Source organism: Silanimonas algicola, assembly GCF_054777375.1.
Genome location: NZ_BAAHAS010000001.1, coordinates 533,834 through 549,970, shown reverse-complemented (window position 1 = coordinate 549,970; position 16,137 = coordinate 533,834). Strand labels below are relative to the sequence as shown.

The window sequence follows — 16,137 nt, the reverse complement described above, 5'->3', positions numbered from 1 at the left end:
CGGACCGGGAAGGATTCTGGCCGGGCCATTCTCTCCGGGTCGGCAGCGGCGGCGTGGAGCGCCGCGGCGAAGCCCTCGGCGGTCGGCGCGACGAGGGTCAGCCCGGCACCGTGCCGGTCGGAACGCTCGCCATACGCGCCGCGGTCGGCGGCAAGCACGGGGAGGCCCAGCGCCTGCATCTCCGACAGCACATAGCCGTACGTTTCCGGCAGCAGGGACGGGAGCAGGGCGATGTCGGGCGAGAACGCCGCCGTCCATGACGGCAGCTCGTCCGGCCGGTACGCGGGAACGGCCCGGCCGCCGACGCTCGCCGCGTAGCGTTGTGCCGCCTCACCGCCGCCCAGGAAACACCAGTCGATCGCCGGCAGGCGAAGCCGCAGCAGTGCGTCGAGCAGCCATTCGCCCTTGCCGCCATGGAGGCGTCCCGGGACGAGCACCCGGAGGGGGCCGGGGCGGCGCTCCGGTGCGCGGGCCGGCGGGTCGGAGAAGGCCCGCAGACCGTGCGGGATGACCGCCGCGGCCGGCAGCTCCGGTGCGACGCCCGCCAGCCGCCTCGCGGCGAACCGCGAGGGTGCGACGATCGTCGCGCGGGAGGCGACGAGGGCGCGCACCGCGTCGTCGGACCGGCTGCGCCACGTTTCGGGTCGTCGTTCGCCGAACGGAAAGCCGGCCTCCTGGGTGGCCTCGGCCAGTCGGGCGTGCTCCCATCGCGGGAACGGCTCGACGTCGTCCAGAACAGGCCAGAACGGGAACAGGTCGTGCACGACGAAGGCGGTCGGGAGGCCGGTGCGCAGCACGTCGAGGGTGGTGCCGATGAGCGAGGAAACACGCACGGCACTCACGCCAAAGCTGGCGATGCTCTGTGCGAGCGCGGCGCGCACGGCCGGATGCGTGTCGCCGGTGTCACCCACGGGGGTGGCGCAGCGCCAGGAACGGATCGGCCCGGTGTCGAGGCGCGTGTGCAGCGAAAGGCGCTGGCCGAACCCCCCCCGTCGGTCGCCGCTGCTGACGAGGGCCAGGTGGTCGGCGTCCGGGGCGTCGTGCATCTGGTCGTCGACGAATCGCGCGACGCCTCCGCCCCAATCGTGCAGCACATGCAGGATGACGGGCCGCTGGCGCCGGCCACAGGCCGTCGTGGGCGGGCGACGGAGGACGAGCGAGTTCGGACGCCAGTCGCGTTCGACGACAGGCACCGTCGCCGGTGGCCCGTCGCCGAGCGATGCGGCGACGTGGGGCAGGCAGGCCCCCCGGATCGTGGCGCGACCGTCCCGTCCGGTACGCGCCACGCGTTCGGCGGCGTCGCGGCGCCAGAGGGCGCAGCGGGGATCGGGGGCGGCTGGAAGCGCGACATGCGGTGCCCACGTCCAGGCTTCCAGGACCGGGTCGTCGCGGTCGGACAGCGGCCATGCCGCGGCGATCCCGGCGACGTCCACCGGGCTCACGGCATCGAGCTGCGGCGCCTCGTCGAGTGCGTTGGCAAGCTGGCGCAGGGTGAAGGCGTCGAGCCCCAACCCCGGCGCGATGAGCAGCAGGTGCCGCGCATCGCTGGCGGACAGGGCCAAGCGGAGCCGCTCGCCCCAGCCTTGCCCCGGATCGCCTTCGATCGTCCCGATCAGGTCATGTCGTGCCGTCGGCGACGTCGCGGTGTTCAAGCGGGGGTCAAGGGGGGCTGCGCTAGACTGCGGGACCCGGATTATCGCTTGGTTGACGCTTGGTTTCGCGCCCATCCCCCACTGCCACCGCCCGTTTCAGGCCGCTGCTGCGCTTTGGGCTGTGGGGTGCCCTGTTCCTGCTCGCCCTCGGCCTTGGCTTCGGCATCCCCGTGGCAGTGGTGCTCGACCGCGAGGTGCGTGCGGAGTTCGAGGCCCTGACCTGGCAGATCCCGACCCGCGTCTTCGCCCGCCCGCTGGCCCTCGTCGAGGGCCAACCCATGACGGTGGCGGCACTGCAGCAGGAATTGGAGGCGGCGGCGTTCAGCGAGGGCGACGGCCGGACGCCGGGCACGTTCCAGCGCGAGGGTGGCGTTTTCCGCATTGCCACCCGCGGCTTCCGCGACGTCGATGGCCCGGTCGATCCGGCGCGCGCCGAGGTGCGTCTCGCCGACGGCCGCATCGCCGGCCTGCGCCGCAGCGACGGTGGTGGCCCCGGCTTCATGCTTGATCCGGCGCGCATCGCCACCCTGTACGGCGCGAAGCAGGAGGAGCGCGAGCTGATCCGACTCGACGATGCGCCGCCGCTGCTGGTGGCCGGCCTGCAGGCCGTCGAGGACCGCAACTTCAAGCACCACATCGGCATCGACCCCTGGGGCGTGCTGCGGGCGATGTTCGTCAACCTCAAGGAAGGCGAACTGGAGCAGGGCGGCAGCACGCTGACCCAGCAGCTGGTGCGCAGCCTGTTCCTGAGCAATGCCAAGACGGCGACGCGCAAGGCCAAGGAAGCCGCCTATGCGCTGATCATCGAGGCGCGCTTCGACAAGCGCCGCATCCTCGAGACCTACCTCAACCAGGTCTACCTCGGGCAGCAGGGCGGCCAGAGCATCCACGGCGTCGGTGCGGCCTCGCGCTTCTGGTTCGGCCGCGACGTCGCCGACCTCAAGGCCCATGAGATCGCGCTGCTGGTCGCGATGGTCCAGGGGCCGTCCCACCACGACCCGCGCCGCTACCCGGATCGCGCGAAGGCGCGTCGCGACCTGGTGCTCGGCGTCTTCCACGACACCGGCCTGCTCACCGAAGCCCAACGCGATGCCGCGCGGCGCCAGCCGCTGGGCGTGCTCGCCCGCCCGGGCCTCGCGCGCAACCGCTATCCCGGCTTCCTCGACCTCGTGCGCCGCCAGCTGGCCAGCGATTACGACGCGGATGCGCTCACCGGCGCCGGGCTCACCGTGCACACCACGCTCGCACCGTCCGCGCAGCGCGACGCGGAGGCCTCCGTCGCGCGTTCGCTGGGCGCTCTCGACAAGGCGGACCGCCCGGCGCTGCAGGCGGCGCTGGTGCTCACCGACGCGCAGACCGGCGACGTGCGCGCCATCGTCGGCGACCGCAACGCCAACCAGCCGGCCTTCAACCGCGCACTGGATGCCCGGCGTCCGGTCGGCTCGCTGCTCAAACCCATGGTCTACCTGCTGGCCCTCGCCCAGCCGGGCCGATGGTCGCTGGCTTCGCCGATCGACGACGGCCCGGTGTCGATGCGCCTGACCAACGGGCAGGAATGGGCGCCGAAGAATTCCGACGGCCGCAGCCATGGCGTGCTGCCGCTCGAGGACGCCCTGATCCACAGCTACAACCAGGCCACGGTGCGGCTGGGGATGGACGTGGGACCGCAGCGGCTCGTCGCGCTGCTGAAGGTACTGGCGGGAATCGAGGCCGAGCCCAACCCCTCACTGATCCTCGGCAGCGTCGATCTGTCCCCCTTCGCGATGGCGCAGGCCTACCAGTTCCTGGCCTCCGGCGGCCGCATCCAGCCGCTGCGCGCCGTGCGCGGCGTGCTGTCGCCGGAAGGCGAGCCGGTGGCGCGCTACGACGGCCGCAAGGACGAGGCGCAGGAAGGCGACGCCGTGGCGGCGCGCCTCGTCACCCTCGTGCTGCAGGATGCCGCCCGCCGCGGCACGGCCCGCGCGCTGGCCGGTGGCGAGACCGCTCGCCTCGCGGCCGCGGGCAAGACCGGCACCAGCAACGACGGCCGCGACTCGTGGTTCGCGGGCTACACCGGCAGCCACTTGGCCGTCGTGTGGGTGGGCAACGACCGCAACGAGGCCACGGGCCTGTACGGCGCCACCGGCGCGATGCGGGTCTGGCAGGGCCTGTTCTCGACGCTGCCGAGCGCGCCGCTGCAGCCGGGCGAGCAGGGCATCGAATGGGCTTATGTCGCGCAGGGGCAATTCGCCACGACGGAAGCCGAATGCACCGGTGCCCGCCGCTATCCTTTTGTCGCAGGCTTCCTGCCTGCCGAGCACCTCAGCTGCGTCGAACGCGGCCTGCTCGATTTCTTCGGTTTTGGAGCGGACGGCGAGTGAAGGACTGGATGAACCCGACACGTGCGATGACCCTGCGCGGCGCGATGACACTTCCCGTCGCGCTGCTCCTGGCGAGTTGCGCCACGCCGCCACCTGCCCCCGTAGCCCCGGCCGTCCCTCCGCCGCTCACCGATGCGCAGATCGTCGAGGCCACGCGCGCGGCCGGCCGCGACGGCGCGGAGCTGGTGGTCACGCCGCTCGTCGATCCGCACGTCGAGGACCTGCGCGAGCGCGCCGAGAAGGCGCAGGCGTCGAACCGCCCGCAGCGCGCCGATCGCGAGCTGTTGAAGGCGCTTGAGATCACGCCTGACGACCCCGACCTGCTGCAGTGGCGGGCGGAACTCGCGGTGCTGCGCCAGGCCCGCGACGAGGCGGAGTCCCTCGCCAAGCAGAGCATCGCGCTGGGCCCGAAATCCGGCCCGCTGTGCCGCCGCAACTGGACGCTGGTGAAGCTGCTGCGGGAATCGCGCGGCGAGGCAGAAAACGCCGCCTCCGCCGCGGCGATGCTCGAACGCTGCACCATCGCGCCGCCGGTGCGGATGTGACGGCCGAGGCCGCCACGTCCGGCGGCCGCGGGGTGCTGCCGATGCTGACCGCCCGCGCGCTCGACGAGGGCGGCGCCTTGGCGAACGCGATCCCTGGTTATGCGCCGCGTCCGGCGCAGCAGCGGCTCGGCGCGGCCATCGCCGAAACCATGGCCGAGCGCGGGGCGCTGGTGGCCGAAGCCGGCACCGGCACCGGAAAGACCTACGCCTACCTCGTGCCGGCCTTGCTCTCCGGCCAGCGCGTGATCGTCTCGACCGGCACCAAGGCGCTGCAGGACCAGCTCTACCACCGCGACCTGCCGAAAGTGCGCGAAGCGCTCGGCCTCGGCCTGCGCACCGCGCTGCTGAAGGGCCGCAGCAACTACCTGTGCCTCCAGCGCACCGAACTCGCCAAGGGCGCGCCGGTGTTCAGCGGCCGCGAGCAGATCGCGCAGTTCGAACGCATCGTGCAGTGGAGCAAGCGCACGCGCCGCGGCGACCTCGCCGAGATCGAGGACCTGCCCGAGGACTCGCCGCTGCGCGGCCTCGTCACCTCGACGGTGGAGAACTGCCTCGGCAGCGAATGCCCGTTTTGGCAGGACTGCTTCGTGGTGAAGGCGCGTGCCGAGGCGCAGGCCGCCGACCTCGTGGTCATCAACCACCACCTGCTGCTGGCCGACCTCGCCATCAAGGAGGAGGGCTTCGGCGAAATCCTGCCGGGCGCTTCGGCCTTCGTGCTCGACGAAGCGCACCAGTTGCCCGACCTCGCCTCGCAGTTCTTCGGCGAATCGGTCTCGGCGCGCATGCTCATCGACCTCACGCGCGATGCGATCGGCGCCTGCGGCAAGGTCGCCGGCAGCCTCGCCGCCGTCTCGCCGGCGGTGCGCGAGCTGGAGGCGGCGATCCGGCTGCTGCGCGCGCAGTGCGAAGGCCTGCCGCAGCGCGGCACGCTGGCCCTGCTGCTCGACCACCACGCCGACATGCCGGCCCTCGTGCGCACGCTCGATGCGGCGATGGCCGGATTGCTGGCCGCGGTCACCCCGTTGAAAGAGGCCGCGCCGGAGTTCGCCGCCGTGCTCACGCGGCTCGAGCTGTTCCGCACGCGGCTGCGCACCTGGGCGGACGGCGCACCGGGCCTGCTCGATGCCGACGACGACAGCGATGCGTTGGACGCGCACGCCGACGCGGCCGAGGGTGGCGAGGACGGGGATCGCGCCGATGCGGCCTCGCACGGCGAGGTGCGCTGGTTCGAGCTCACGCAGCGCGGTTTCGCCTTCTCGATCACCCCGCTCGACGTCGCCGGCCCGCTGCGCCGCTACCGCGAGCAGAGCAAGGCGGCGTGGATCTTCACCTCCGCCACGCTGGCCGTCGGCGGCGACCTGAGGCATATCGCGTGGAAGCTCGGCCTGCACGAGCCGCGCACCCTGCTGGAGCAGAGCCCTTTCGACTGGAAGACCCAGTCGCTGGCCTACTTCCCGCCCGGCCTGCCCGAGCCGTCCGCGCGCGAGTACACCGAGCGCGTGGTCGCCGCGGTGCGCCCGGTGCTCGAGGCCTCGAAGGGCCGCGCCTTCCTGCTGTTCACCTCGCACCGCGCGCTGCGCGAGGCGGCGACCCTCTTGGCCGGTGGGCCGTGGCCGCTGTTCGTGCAGGGCACGGCCCCGCGCCTGCAGCTGATCGAGCAGTTCCGGGCCAGCGGCAACGGCGTGCTGCTCGGCGCCGCGAGTTTCTGGGAGGGCGTGGACGTCGCCGGCGATGCGCTCTCCGTCGTCGTCATCGACAAGCTGCCCTTCGCCGCGCCGGACGATCCGGTGCTCGAAGCGCGTCTCGAAGCCGTTCGCCGCCGCGGCGGCAATCCTTTCCTTGCCGAACAGGTGCCGACCGCCGCCATCGCCCTGAAGCAGGGCGTGGGCCGGTTGATCCGCCGCCACGACGACCGTGGCGTGCTGGTGCTCTGCGACCCGCGCCTCGTGACCAAGCCCTACGGCCGCGTGTTCATGGCCAGCCTGCCGCCGCTGACGCGCACGAAGGCGCTGGCCGACGTGCAGGCGTTCTTCGATCCCTCCTACGCCGCGGAGCCCGTCGATGTCCGTTGACCCTGCTTCGCGCCCCGGCCGCATGACCGGCGTGGGCGGCGTGTTCGGGCGCCGCCTCGGCGCGGGTCGTGCGCAGCCTTCCCGGCCCGGCCTGCGGGAGCTGCCTGCATGAGCACCTTGCTCGCCTTCGAACTCGCCACCGAAGCCTGCTCCGTCGCGCTGTGGCACGACGGTCGCCTGATGGCCCGCCACGAGGTCGCGCCGCGCCGCCACGCCGAACTCGCGCTGCCATGGGCCGAGTCCTTGTTGGCCGAGGCGGACGTGGCGAAGTCGCAACTCGATGCGCTGGCGGTGGGGGTGGGGCCGGGCGCGTTCACCGGCGTGCGGCTGGCGATCAGCCTGGTGCAGGGCATCGCCCTCGGCCTGGACCGTCCGGTGGTGCCGGTGTCCACCCTCGCCGCACTCGCCGAGCCTTTCCTCGTCGAAGGGCCGGTGCTTGCCGCCATCGACGCGCGGATGGGGGAGTTGTACGTCGGCGAGTTCGAAGCGAATGCTGACGGCCTGCCGGCAGCGCGTGCCGACGAGGCGCTGATGCCGCTCGACGCCGCCGCCCGGGCCTTGGCGTCCCGCGGGCCGACGACGGGCGGGCGTTGGACGGGCGTTGGAACCGGCTTTGGCGCCGGCGGGGGAGGGTGGTGCGCCACGCTCTCCGATCGTCTGGCGCGGATCGATGCCGGGGCCTTGCCTAGCGCTGCGGCCGTCGCCCGGATCGCGGCGAATGGTTGGGCTCGAGGTTTCGCCTTGGCCCCGGAGCGCCTCGAGCCCACCTACCTCAGGGACAAGGTCGCGCTCACCGCGCTAGAGCAGGCGGCGGCCCGCGCCGCGAAGACCAGCCTCGACGGGGCCTAGTCCTCGCTGCTCACTGCGCCATTGCGGAAGTGCCACGTCCGGGTGATGTGCAGCACGTCGACCTGTTCGCCGGTCTGCGGCACGGCGGGGTAGGGGCCGGCCAGCTCCACGATGCGCCGGGCGGCCTGGTTCAGCACCTCGTATCGGCTGGGGGTGTTCAGCACGACGGATTCGACGCTGCCGTTGCGGCGCACCGCCACGGTCATCACCAGCCGTCCTTCGAGCCGGTCGGCGCGGGCGCGCTCCGGGTAGTTCGCGTTGCCGACGCGCTCGACCCGCTCGACCCAGGCCTTCAGGTATTGCGCATAGGCGTACTCCTGCGTGCTCGCGGAAACGAACTTCCGCTTCGGCCGGCGGGCGTACTCGGCTTCTCGCCGCTCCACCTCGGCGGCCAGCCGGGCCATCTCCAGCGCCTGCTCGAGCAGTTGTTCGCCGAGCGGTAGCGGCGTCGGCGGCGTCTCGGGCGCCGGGGGTTCCCGCGGCGCGTCGTCGGCCGCGGTCGCCGTCGTCGTGATCACCGGCATCGGCATCGCGTCCTGTGGACGCGGGGACTGGGCGCGGATCGGCACCGGCGCGATGCCGTCCTCCAGCTTGGGCACCGGCGCGCTCACGGCGTCCCGCGGTCGCTGGCTTTCCTCGCTGTCGCCGCCGCCCTGGTGGTTCGCTTGGGCCAGGAAATCGGCCTTCTCGGGCGGCGTGCGGCTGGCCGTCTCGGTCAGGATCACGTCCAGCGTCGGGGTCACGGGGGCGGCGTCGTCCCGACCGAAGCTGATGCCGAGCACGACGATGCCGATCACCACCAGGGCCAGCAGGGTGGTCGCGGTCAGGCGCTGCATGGGGCCGACGCCGTCCGTCACGGGTGCATCCTCGCGCCCCGCGGGCGAGGGGAAACTGCGGGCGCTCACGCCGGGCCACGCTCCAGTGCGTCGAAAAGCAGGCCCGCGACGTTGAGGCCGGCCGCGGCGTCGATCTCCCGGATGCACGTCGGGCTGGTGACGTTGACCTCCGTCAGGTGGCCGCCGATGACGTCGAGCCCGACGAAGCGCATGCCGCGGCGCCTCATTTCCGGCCCGACGATCGCGGCGATCTCGCGGTCGCGCGCGGTCAGCGGACGCACTTCGCCCCGCCCACCCGCCGCGAGGTTGCCGCGGAACTCCGTGCCCTGCGGGATGCGGGCGAGGCAATGCGAGACCGGCTCGCCGTCGACCAGCAGCACCCGCTTGTCGCCGTCGGCGATCTCCGGCAGGAAGCGCTGGGCCATGGCGAGATGCCGGCCGTCGGCGGTCAGGGTCTCGAGGATCACGTTGAAGTTCGGGTCACCGTGGCGGCTGCGGAAGATCGAGCGCCCGCCCATGCCGTCCAGGGTCTTCAGAACGATTTCGCCGTGTTCGGCGGCAAAGGCCCGGAACTCGGCGGCTTCCCGGCTGACGAGCGTCGGAGGAATGCAGTCGGGGAACATCAGCGCCGCGAGCTTTTCGTTGAGCTCCAGCAGGCCGGCCGGGTCGTTGGTGACGGCCGCGCCCTGCCGCTGGGCCGCCGCGAGGACCTGGGTGTCGTGCACGAAGTCGGCGTCGACCGGCGGGTCGCGGCGCATCAGCACCTGGTCCATCTCGGCCAGGGGGCGCCAGGCGGCGTCGCCGAGCTCGAACCAGCCGGCCTTGTCGTCCCTCACCCGCAAGGGGGCCAGGCGCCCTCCGGCCACCCCGCCCCGGAATCCGAGGCTGCCCGGGACGACATAATGCACGGCCCAGTCGCGACGCTGCGCCTCCAGCAGCATCGCAAATGTGGAGTCCTTCACGATTTTGATGGACTCGATCGGGTCCATCACCACGGCCAGCCGACGATGCATGCGGATCCGCCCTTCGGTGCGAGAATGTGAGACAGGGTATCAGGGGGCGCCGGCATCGCCGAGCATGGAATCATGAAGCGCAGCGCGGGCTTGACACGTTTTGTTGACACTGGGATATAGGTTGCGTTGCGGCGCGCCAAGGCCTGCCCGGGCCTCCGCCGACGGCACTTTTGGGGATAGCTGATGAGTGAAAGCAACGAGTCCGGCGCACTGGCGGGCCTCAGGGTCATGGTCATCGATGATTCGAAGACCATCCGCCGCACGGCGGAAACCCTGCTGAAGAAGGAGGGTTGCGAGGTCGTCACCGCGAACGACGGCTTCGAGGCGCTCGGCCGCATCGCCGAAGTGCAGCCGCAGGTCATCTTCGTCGACATCATGATGCCCCGCCTGGACGGCTATCAGACCTGCGCGCTGATCAAGTCCAACCAGCTCTTCAAGGGCACGCCGGTGATTATGCTGTCCTCGAAGGACGGCCTGTTCGACAAGGCGCGCGGCCGCATCGTCGGCTCGGAGCAGTACCTCACCAAGCCGTTCACCCGCGACGAGCTGCTCGACGTCGTCCGTCGCTACGCCCCCGCCGCATGAGTGCCTTCGACCTCCTCCTCGACTACGAGCGCCGTTCGCTGGCCCATCAGCCGGGCCGTCCCGAGCTCGTCGAGGCACCGGGCCACTGGCGTGGCGTCGGTTTCCGCATCGGCAAGCACCGCCTGGTCGGCGCCTTCGGCGACGTGGTGGAGATCATCAGCCTGCCGGCGATCACCGCCGTTCCCGGCTCGCAGCCCTGGATGCTAGGCCTCGCCAACGTCCGCGGCAGCCTGTACGGCGTGGTCGACCTGAAGCAGTTCCTCGAGGGCGAGCGCAGCGCCGTCAACGAAGGGCAGCGCTGCCTGCTGGTCAAGCAGCCGGGTGGCAACGTGATCCTGCTGGCCGACGAACTCTACGGCCAGCGTTCGTTCAACGACGCCCAGATCATCGACCGCCCGGAATCGCTGGACGGTCGCTACGCCGCGGTCATCGCCCGTGCCTACCGCGTCGGCGACGTCACGTGGGGCGTCCTCGATATTCCGCTGCTGTCCCGCACCCCCGAATTCCGCCAGGCCGCCGCCTGACCGCCATACCCGCTCGAGCCGCGCCCGTGCTCGAGTCAACCCGTTCCGATCCGAGGTCCGATGTAATGAGCGCTTCGAAAGTCACCTTCCAAGACCGTCTGACCAAGGTCGGCCTGCGCGCCTGGGCATTCCTGCTCGCGATCTCGGCCTTGATCTTCGCCGCGAACTTCCTCGCCGCGACGTTTTTCGCCGGGCAGATCAACAGCGCCTCGGCCCTCGCCTTCGGTCTGCAGGTGGATGCGCAGAAGCTCGGTCGCTACGCGACGGAGGCGATCGCCGGCCGCGAAGAGGCCTTCGCCGAGCTGCAGGGTACGCGGGACACCATCGTCGCCGCGGTGGGGGCGCTCAATGACGGCACCGGCGACAAGGGCGTTCCCGGCTACCAGGGCGACCTGAACATGCCGCAGGTCAGCGCGTCGCTGGCCCAGGTCACGGAGACTTGGACCCGCATGTCTGCCGACACCGACAAGATCCTCGCCGCACAGGACGAGATCCTCGCGCTCGCCCAGACGGCGGACGCCTTCACCGGGCGCATCCCGCGCCTGACCGCCCGCCTCGACGAGGTGGTGCGCGCCATGTCGGACGCCGGTGCCCCGGCCTCGCAGATCAACATCGCCAACCGGCAGATCGTGCTCGCCAACCGAATGGCGCAGCGCGTGGCGGAAATCCGCGCTGGCTCCGACCAGTCCGACGCGCTGTCGCGCGACGCCGCGGTGTTCGCCCAGGTGCTTGCCGGCCTCAAAGGCGGCAACGAGGACCTCGGCGTCGTGGCGCTGACCTCGCTGAACGCGCGGGCTGCCGTGGAGGCGGTGGAGACCCAGTACGCCGATGCGCAGAAGGAGCTCGAGAGCATCCTAACCACCGCCCCGAACCTCTTCGCGGTGCAGGCCTCCGGCGACGTGCTCTCCGGCGACGCCGAGGTGCTCGGCGAGAACAGCGCGGCGCTCGCCGGCGCCTTCGCCAACGCCAACGTGACCCGCGTGTTCCCGAACAACTGGTGGGCGATCGGCTCCGGCCTCGGCCTGCTGGGTGGCCTCGTCGGCCTGTTGCTCACCATCTTCTCCGACGGTCGCAAGCGCGAGCGCCAGGCCACCGAGCTCAACCAGCGCAACCAGGAGGCCATTCTGCGCCTGCTGGACGAAATGGGATCGCTCGCCGAAGGTGACCTGACCGCCAAGGCGACGGTGACGGAAGACATCACCGGCGCGATCGCCGACTCGATCAACTTCGCCATCGACCAGCTGCGCACCCTCGTCGGCACGATCAACGAGACCGCCGTGCAGGTGGCCGCCGCGGCCCAGGAAACGCAGGCGACCGCGATGCACCTCGCCGACGCCGCCGAACACCAGGCGCAGCAGATCACCTCGGCGTCCGCGAAGATCAACGAAATCGCGGCCAGCATCGACGAGGTGTCGAAGAACTCCGCCGAATCGGCCGACGTGGCCCAGCGCTCCGTGCAGATCGCCGCCAAGGGCGCCGAAGTGGTGCGCCAGACGATCCAGGGCATGGACAACATCCGTGACCAGATCCAGGAAACCTCGAAGCGAATCAAGCGCCTCGGCGAAAGCTCGCAGGAAATCGGCTCGATCATCGAACTGATCAACGACATCTCGGAACAGACGAACATCCTCGCGCTGAACGCCGCCATCCAGGCGGCCTCCGCGGGTGAGGCGGGCCGCGGCTTCGCGGTCGTGGCCGACGAAGTGCAGCGACTCGCCGAACGCGCCTCGAACGCCACCAAGCGAATCGAAGCGCTGGTCGCCACCATTCAGAGCGACACCAACGAAGCGGTGTCCTCGATGGAACAGACGACCGCGGAAGTGGTCGCCGGTGCCCGCCTCGCCGAGGACGCCGGCCTCGCGCTGGTCGAGATCGAAAAGGTGTCGAACGACCTCGCCGACCTCATCCAGAGCATCTCCGAGGCCTCGCGCCAGCAGTCGGCCGCCGCGACGAACATCACCGCGACCATGACCGTCATTCAGGAGATCACCACGCAGACCTCGCAAGGTGCGAGCCAGACGGCCGAGTCGATCGGCAACCTGGCACAGCTCGCTGCCGACCTGCGCCGCTCGGTCGCCGACTTCAAGCTGCCGGACTGATCCGCTCTCCCGCGGCATCCGCCGCGGCGTGACCCCCGTACTGCCGAGAGCGCACGATGCGTCTGCAAGACCAGAACGACTACACCACGCTGACCTGGGTCAAGCCGGAGATCGACGAAACCCTCAAGCTGGCCCGCCAGGGCCTCGAGGACTACGTCGAGAACGGCCAGGACCCGGCCCAGCTCGAACTGTGCGCCAACGGGCTCGCCCAGGTGCACGGCGCGCTGCGCATGGTCGAGCTCTACGGCGCGGCGATGGTCGCGGAGGAAATGCACGCGCTGGCCAAGGCGCTGATCGCTGGGGGCATCGAGGATCGCGACAACGCCTTCAGCGCGCTGATGCGCGGCATCATGCAGTTGCCCGACTATCTCGAGCGCCTGCAGACCGGCTTCCGCGACATTCCGCTGGTGCTACTGCCGCTGCTCAATGATTTGCGTGGCGCCCGCGGCGAGAAAGGCGTGTCCGAGGCGATGCTGTTCTCGCCCAACCTCGGCGTCGAGCTTCCTGCGTCCGCCCGCGGCCCCGGCACGCCGCTGCCCCTCGACCAGGTCAAGCGCCGCGCCGAAGTCGCCAGCCAGTTGTTCCAGGGCTCGCTGTTGAAGTGGCTGAAGGACGGCGACAGAGCTTCCGCCCGGGACCTCGCCGACGTCTGCCTGCAGATGGTCGAGTTCACCAGCGCCGAATCGGCGCGCCGGCTGTTCTGGGTGGCGTCCTCGCTGCTCGATGCTGCGGCGCGTGGCGCCTTCCCGGTGGAGCGCGCGCACCAGCAGGTGATCGCCCGCATCGAGCGCGAGATCAAGCGCCTCGCCACCGAGGGCGACGCCGCGTTCCGCACCCAACCGCCGCTCGAACTGACGCGCCAGCTGCTGTACTTCATCGCCCACGCGCCGGAGAAGTCCGGCCGGCTCGGCGAGGTCAACACCGCGTTCGCCCTCGAGAGCTACATGCCGAGCGAGCGGGAGGTCGAGCATGCGCGCAGCGCGATGGCCGGCCACAACCGTGCTCTGCTGTCGACGGTCACCAATGCCATCAAGGAAGACCTGCTGCGGGTCAAGGACGCGCTCGACCTGCACATGCGCGCGCCGGCGGGCGTCGTCGCGGAGATTGGTGGACAGATCGAGACCCTCGATCGCGTCAAGGAGACCCTCGGCGTGCTCGGTCTCGGCGTGCCTCAGCGCGTGGTGCGTGACCAGCTCGCCACCATGCACGCGATCGCCGGCGGCCATCGCGCGCCGGACGAGTCCGCGCTGCTCGACATCGCGGGTGCGCTTCTCTATGTCGAGGCCATGCTCGACGACCAGGTCGCAAGGCTGGGCGACGCTGAAGCCGATGGCAGCGCGCCGCAGCCGCTGCTGCCGGCCGCCGAGGCGCGCGCCGTGCTCGACGTGGTCGCCCGCGAGGCGCTGAACAACTTCAGCAACGCGCGCGCCTGCTTCGTCGCTTTCGTCGAGACGCATTGGGACCACACGCGCCTGCAGGACGTCGCGCCACTGCTGTCCGAAGTGGCAGGCGCCCTTCGAATCCTCGAGGTGCCCGCGGCCGTCGACCTGCTGACGGCGATCTCCCGCTTCACGGTGGAAGAACTCGCCGGCAAGCGTCGCGTGCCGACGGGCCACCAGCTCGATCGGCTCGCAGACGCCTTGGCGTCGCTCGAATACTTCCTCGAGGCGGTGCGCGACCGGCGCCCCAACCCGGACCAGATCCTCAACATCGCCCGCGACAGTCTGGCGGCAATCGGTTACTGGCCCTTGCCCGCGGTCGTCGCCCCGGCGCCCGTCGCTGCGCCACCCGAGGCCATTGCCGCCGCGGACGAACCGGCGACCACCGAGACGGTCAAGGCGTCCGTCGTGCCGGTCGACCCGGCCCTGGTTGCGGCGATCGATGCGCCCGCACCAGAATCCGTGGCGCCGGTGGCGCCGGTCGCCGCCGTGGACGCGCTTCCTTCCGCACCTGCGGCCTCCACGCCCGAGGCGCCGGTTCCCGCCACCGCCGCGCGACCCGCGGGGCCGGTCGTCGGGGAGCGCCTCCCGGGCTACGACGCCGCGTCGAACGAGGACGTCGATGCCGAGATCCAGGAGGTCTTTCTCGAGGAGTTCTCCGAGGAAATCGACAATCTGGCCAACCTGCTCCCGGCTTGGGGGGCGAAGCTCGACAACGTCGACGCCCTGCGTCCGATCCGCCGCGTTTTCCACACGCTCAAGGGCTCCGGTCGCTTGGTGGGCGCGAAGACGCTTGGCGAGTTCAGCTGGAAGATCGAAAACATGCTCAACCGCGTGCTGGACGGCACGCGGCCGCCGACGTCGGCGGTGTACGACATCGTCGCCGAGTCGGCGCGTGTCCTACCGGACTTGCGCGCCGCTCTGGCGGGCGAGGAGCGTTATGCCGACCTTGAAGGCCTGAAGGCCATTGCCGACCGCGTGGCGGCCGGCGAGGACGCCCATTACGTCGCCCCCGCGGCACATGATCCCGAACCGGGGCCCGCGGTGGTCGAGGCCATCGATGCATCCACGGGCGACGACCGACCGGCGGCCACGGAGCCGCCGCCGCTCCCGGAACTCCCGCCGTTCCAGGTCCCCGCTCCGACGGCAAGCGCTTGGCCGATGCTTCCGGCCTTCGAGGCTGTCCCGGAGGCGGTGTCGTTCGCGCTCGATCCGGTGCTGCTCGAAATCTTGCGCCCCGAAGTCGAAGGTCATCTCGAGGTCGTCGAAGAATGGCTGTCGCGCTCCGAGGCGCTCGGGCCGCAGCGCGTCGAGGAGCGCCTGTTGCGTTCGGTGCACACGATGAATGGCGCCTTCGCGATGACGGAAGTGAGCGCCATCACTGGTGTCACCTCGCCGCTCGAGGGGCTCCTGAAGCGCATCATCGCGGCGCAGAAGTTGCCGTGTGCCGACGACGTGGTGCTGGCCCGCCAGGCCACGTTCGCAGTCCGCCAGACGCTGGAGGCGCTTGCCGAAGCCGAAGCCCGCCTCCCGCAGTTCCCGGCCCTCGCCGCGGCGCTGCTGGCCGCACGCGACGCACTCCCGGAGCCGGGTGCCCCGGTCATCAGCCTCGGTGAAGAGGACACCATCCTCGCCGTCGACATGGGCGGCATCGACACCGGGGAGCTCCCGCGTTTCGAAGCCGACGACGCCGTCGCCCCCGAGCCTCTCCTCCCTGCCGACGCCGAGGATCCGGAGCGCTTGACGCTCGATTCGTTCCTCGATGCGCCGTTGCCGGCGCAGTTCGATATCGCCGGGGCGGACGAGGTCCGTGACGGGACTCTGGCGGTCGCGGAAGCGCCGTCGATGGCGCCTGCCCTGCCGCCCGCCGACGAGCGTGCCGAGGAAGCGGCTTACGCTGCCCAGCGCCGCGTGCTGCAGGTCCTTGCGGAGGCCGAGGCTGCGGATGCGGCGCGAATCGCGTCCGAGAGCGCCGCCCGCAGGCAGGCCGAACGCGAGGCACAGGCCGCCTCGGAGGCCGCGATGGCACTTGCCATCGCCGAAGCCGCTGCCGCCGAAGCCGCTGCCGCCGAAGCCGCTGCCGCCGAAGCCGCTGCCGCCGAAGCCGCTGCCGCCGAAGCCGCTGCCGCCGAAGCCGCTGCCGCCGAAGCCGCTGCCGCCGAA

Annotated in this window: 11 protein-coding genes and 1 pseudogene; 9 read left to right on the top strand and 3 right to left on the bottom strand. The window is 71.2% G+C overall.

Translation table 11 applies throughout. The features are described from left to right. Positions 1–56: 56 nt before the first annotated feature. Positions 57–1,046, bottom strand: a pseudogene (locus ACYVAK_RS02635) (glycosyltransferase); the annotation flags it as partial. A 665-nt stretch (positions 1,047–1,711) separates the two neighbouring features. Between ACYVAK_RS02635 and mrcB the strand changes: the two are divergent. The 5 genes from mrcB to tsaB are packed head-to-tail and all read left to right on the top strand — an operon-like array spanning position 1,712 to position 7,478. Beyond that, the gene (gene mrcB, locus ACYVAK_RS02630) at positions 1,712–4,012 is read left to right on the top strand and encodes a penicillin-binding protein 1B (RefSeq protein ID WP_461057700.1); all 2,301 of its coding nucleotides are present in this window, start codon (positions 1,712–1,714) and stop codon (positions 4,010–4,012) included. A gap of 8 nt (positions 4,013–4,020) precedes the next feature. Beyond that, complete coding sequence (locus tag ACYVAK_RS02625; RefSeq protein WP_461057698.1) at positions 4,021–4,557, top strand: tetratricopeptide repeat protein; 537 nt, start codon at positions 4,021–4,023, stop codon at positions 4,555–4,557. A 41-nt stretch (positions 4,558–4,598) separates the two neighbouring features. Continuing rightward, positions 4,599–6,629: an ATP-dependent DNA helicase gene (locus ACYVAK_RS02620; RefSeq protein WP_461057696.1), complete on the top strand. Its 2,031-nt coding sequence runs from the start codon at positions 4,599–4,601 to the stop codon at positions 6,627–6,629. Further along, positions 6,619–6,741: a hypothetical protein gene (locus tag ACYVAK_RS02615; RefSeq protein WP_461057694.1), complete on the top strand. Its 123-nt coding sequence runs from the start codon at positions 6,619–6,621 to the stop codon at positions 6,739–6,741. The genes ACYVAK_RS02620 and ACYVAK_RS02615 overlap by 11 nt, the downstream gene beginning before the upstream one ends. After that, complete coding sequence (gene tsaB / locus ACYVAK_RS02610; protein ID WP_461057692.1) at positions 6,738–7,478, top strand: tRNA (adenosine(37)-N6)-threonylcarbamoyltransferase complex dimerization subunit type 1 TsaB; 741 nt, start codon at positions 6,738–6,740, stop codon at positions 7,476–7,478. The genes ACYVAK_RS02615 and tsaB overlap by 4 nt, the downstream gene beginning before the upstream one ends. On the opposite strand, the gene ACYVAK_RS02605 is transcribed toward tsaB, so the two are convergent. Together ACYVAK_RS02605 and gshB are read right to left on the bottom strand one after the other, a co-directional pair. Beyond that, the gene (locus tag ACYVAK_RS02605) at positions 7,475–8,335 is read right to left on the bottom strand and encodes an energy transducer TonB (protein ID WP_461057690.1); all 861 of its coding nucleotides are present in this window, start codon (positions 8,333–8,335) and stop codon (positions 7,475–7,477) included. The two genes, tsaB and ACYVAK_RS02605, sit on opposite strands and share 4 nt — an antisense overlap. A gap of 44 nt (positions 8,336–8,379) precedes the next feature. Continuing rightward, a complete protein-coding gene (gene gshB / locus ACYVAK_RS02600) occupies positions 8,380–9,327 on the bottom strand; it encodes a glutathione synthase (RefSeq protein ID WP_461057688.1) in 948 nt (315 codons plus the stop codon). Between the two features lie 183 nt (positions 9,328–9,510). Here gshB and pilG point away from each other — a divergent pair, with 183 nt between their 5' ends. From pilG to ACYVAK_RS02580, 4 genes are all read left to right on the top strand, one after another. After that, positions 9,511–9,912: a twitching motility response regulator PilG gene (gene pilG / locus ACYVAK_RS02595; RefSeq protein ID WP_461057686.1), complete on the top strand. Its 402-nt coding sequence runs from the start codon at positions 9,511–9,513 to the stop codon at positions 9,910–9,912. Further along, on the top strand, positions 9,909–10,436 hold the full coding sequence (locus ACYVAK_RS02590) for a chemotaxis protein CheW (protein WP_461057684.1): 528 nt from the start codon (positions 9,909–9,911) through the stop codon (positions 10,434–10,436). Before pilG ends, ACYVAK_RS02590 begins: the two co-directional genes overlap by 4 nt. Positions 10,437–10,501: 65 nt before the next feature. Continuing rightward, a complete protein-coding gene (locus ACYVAK_RS02585) occupies positions 10,502–12,535 on the top strand; it encodes a methyl-accepting chemotaxis protein (protein WP_461057682.1) in 2,034 nt (677 codons plus the stop codon). A 56-nt stretch (positions 12,536–12,591) separates the two neighbouring features. After that, positions 12,592–16,137, top strand: a 3,546-nt coding sequence (locus ACYVAK_RS02580; protein WP_461057680.1) for an Hpt domain-containing protein, incomplete at its 3' end; no start/stop codon positions are given.

Coding starts and splice junctions, on each gene's coding strand:
- ACYVAK_RS02590 (WP_461057684.1), top strand. CDS start 9,909: ATGAGTGCCTTCGACCTCCTCCTCGACTACGAGCGCCGTTCGCTGGCC.
- ACYVAK_RS02585 (WP_461057682.1), top strand. CDS start 10,502: ATGAGCGCTTCGAAAGTCACCTTCCAAGACCGTCTGACCAAGGTCGGC.
- ACYVAK_RS02615 (WP_461057694.1), top strand. CDS start 6,619: ATGTCCGTTGACCCTGCTTCGCGCCCCGGCCGCATGACCGGCGTGGGC.
- ACYVAK_RS02620 (WP_461057696.1), top strand. CDS start 4,599: ATGCTGACCGCCCGCGCGCTCGACGAGGGCGGCGCCTTGGCGAACGCG.
- ACYVAK_RS02625 (WP_461057698.1), top strand. CDS start 4,021: ATGAACCCGACACGTGCGATGACCCTGCGCGGCGCGATGACACTTCCC.
- gshB (WP_461057688.1), bottom strand. CDS start 9,327: ATGCATCGTCGGCTGGCCGTGGTGATGGACCCGATCGAGTCCATCAAA.
- tsaB (WP_461057692.1), top strand. CDS start 6,738: ATGAGCACCTTGCTCGCCTTCGAACTCGCCACCGAAGCCTGCTCCGTC.
- pilG (WP_461057686.1), top strand. CDS start 9,511: ATGAGTGAAAGCAACGAGTCCGGCGCACTGGCGGGCCTCAGGGTCATG.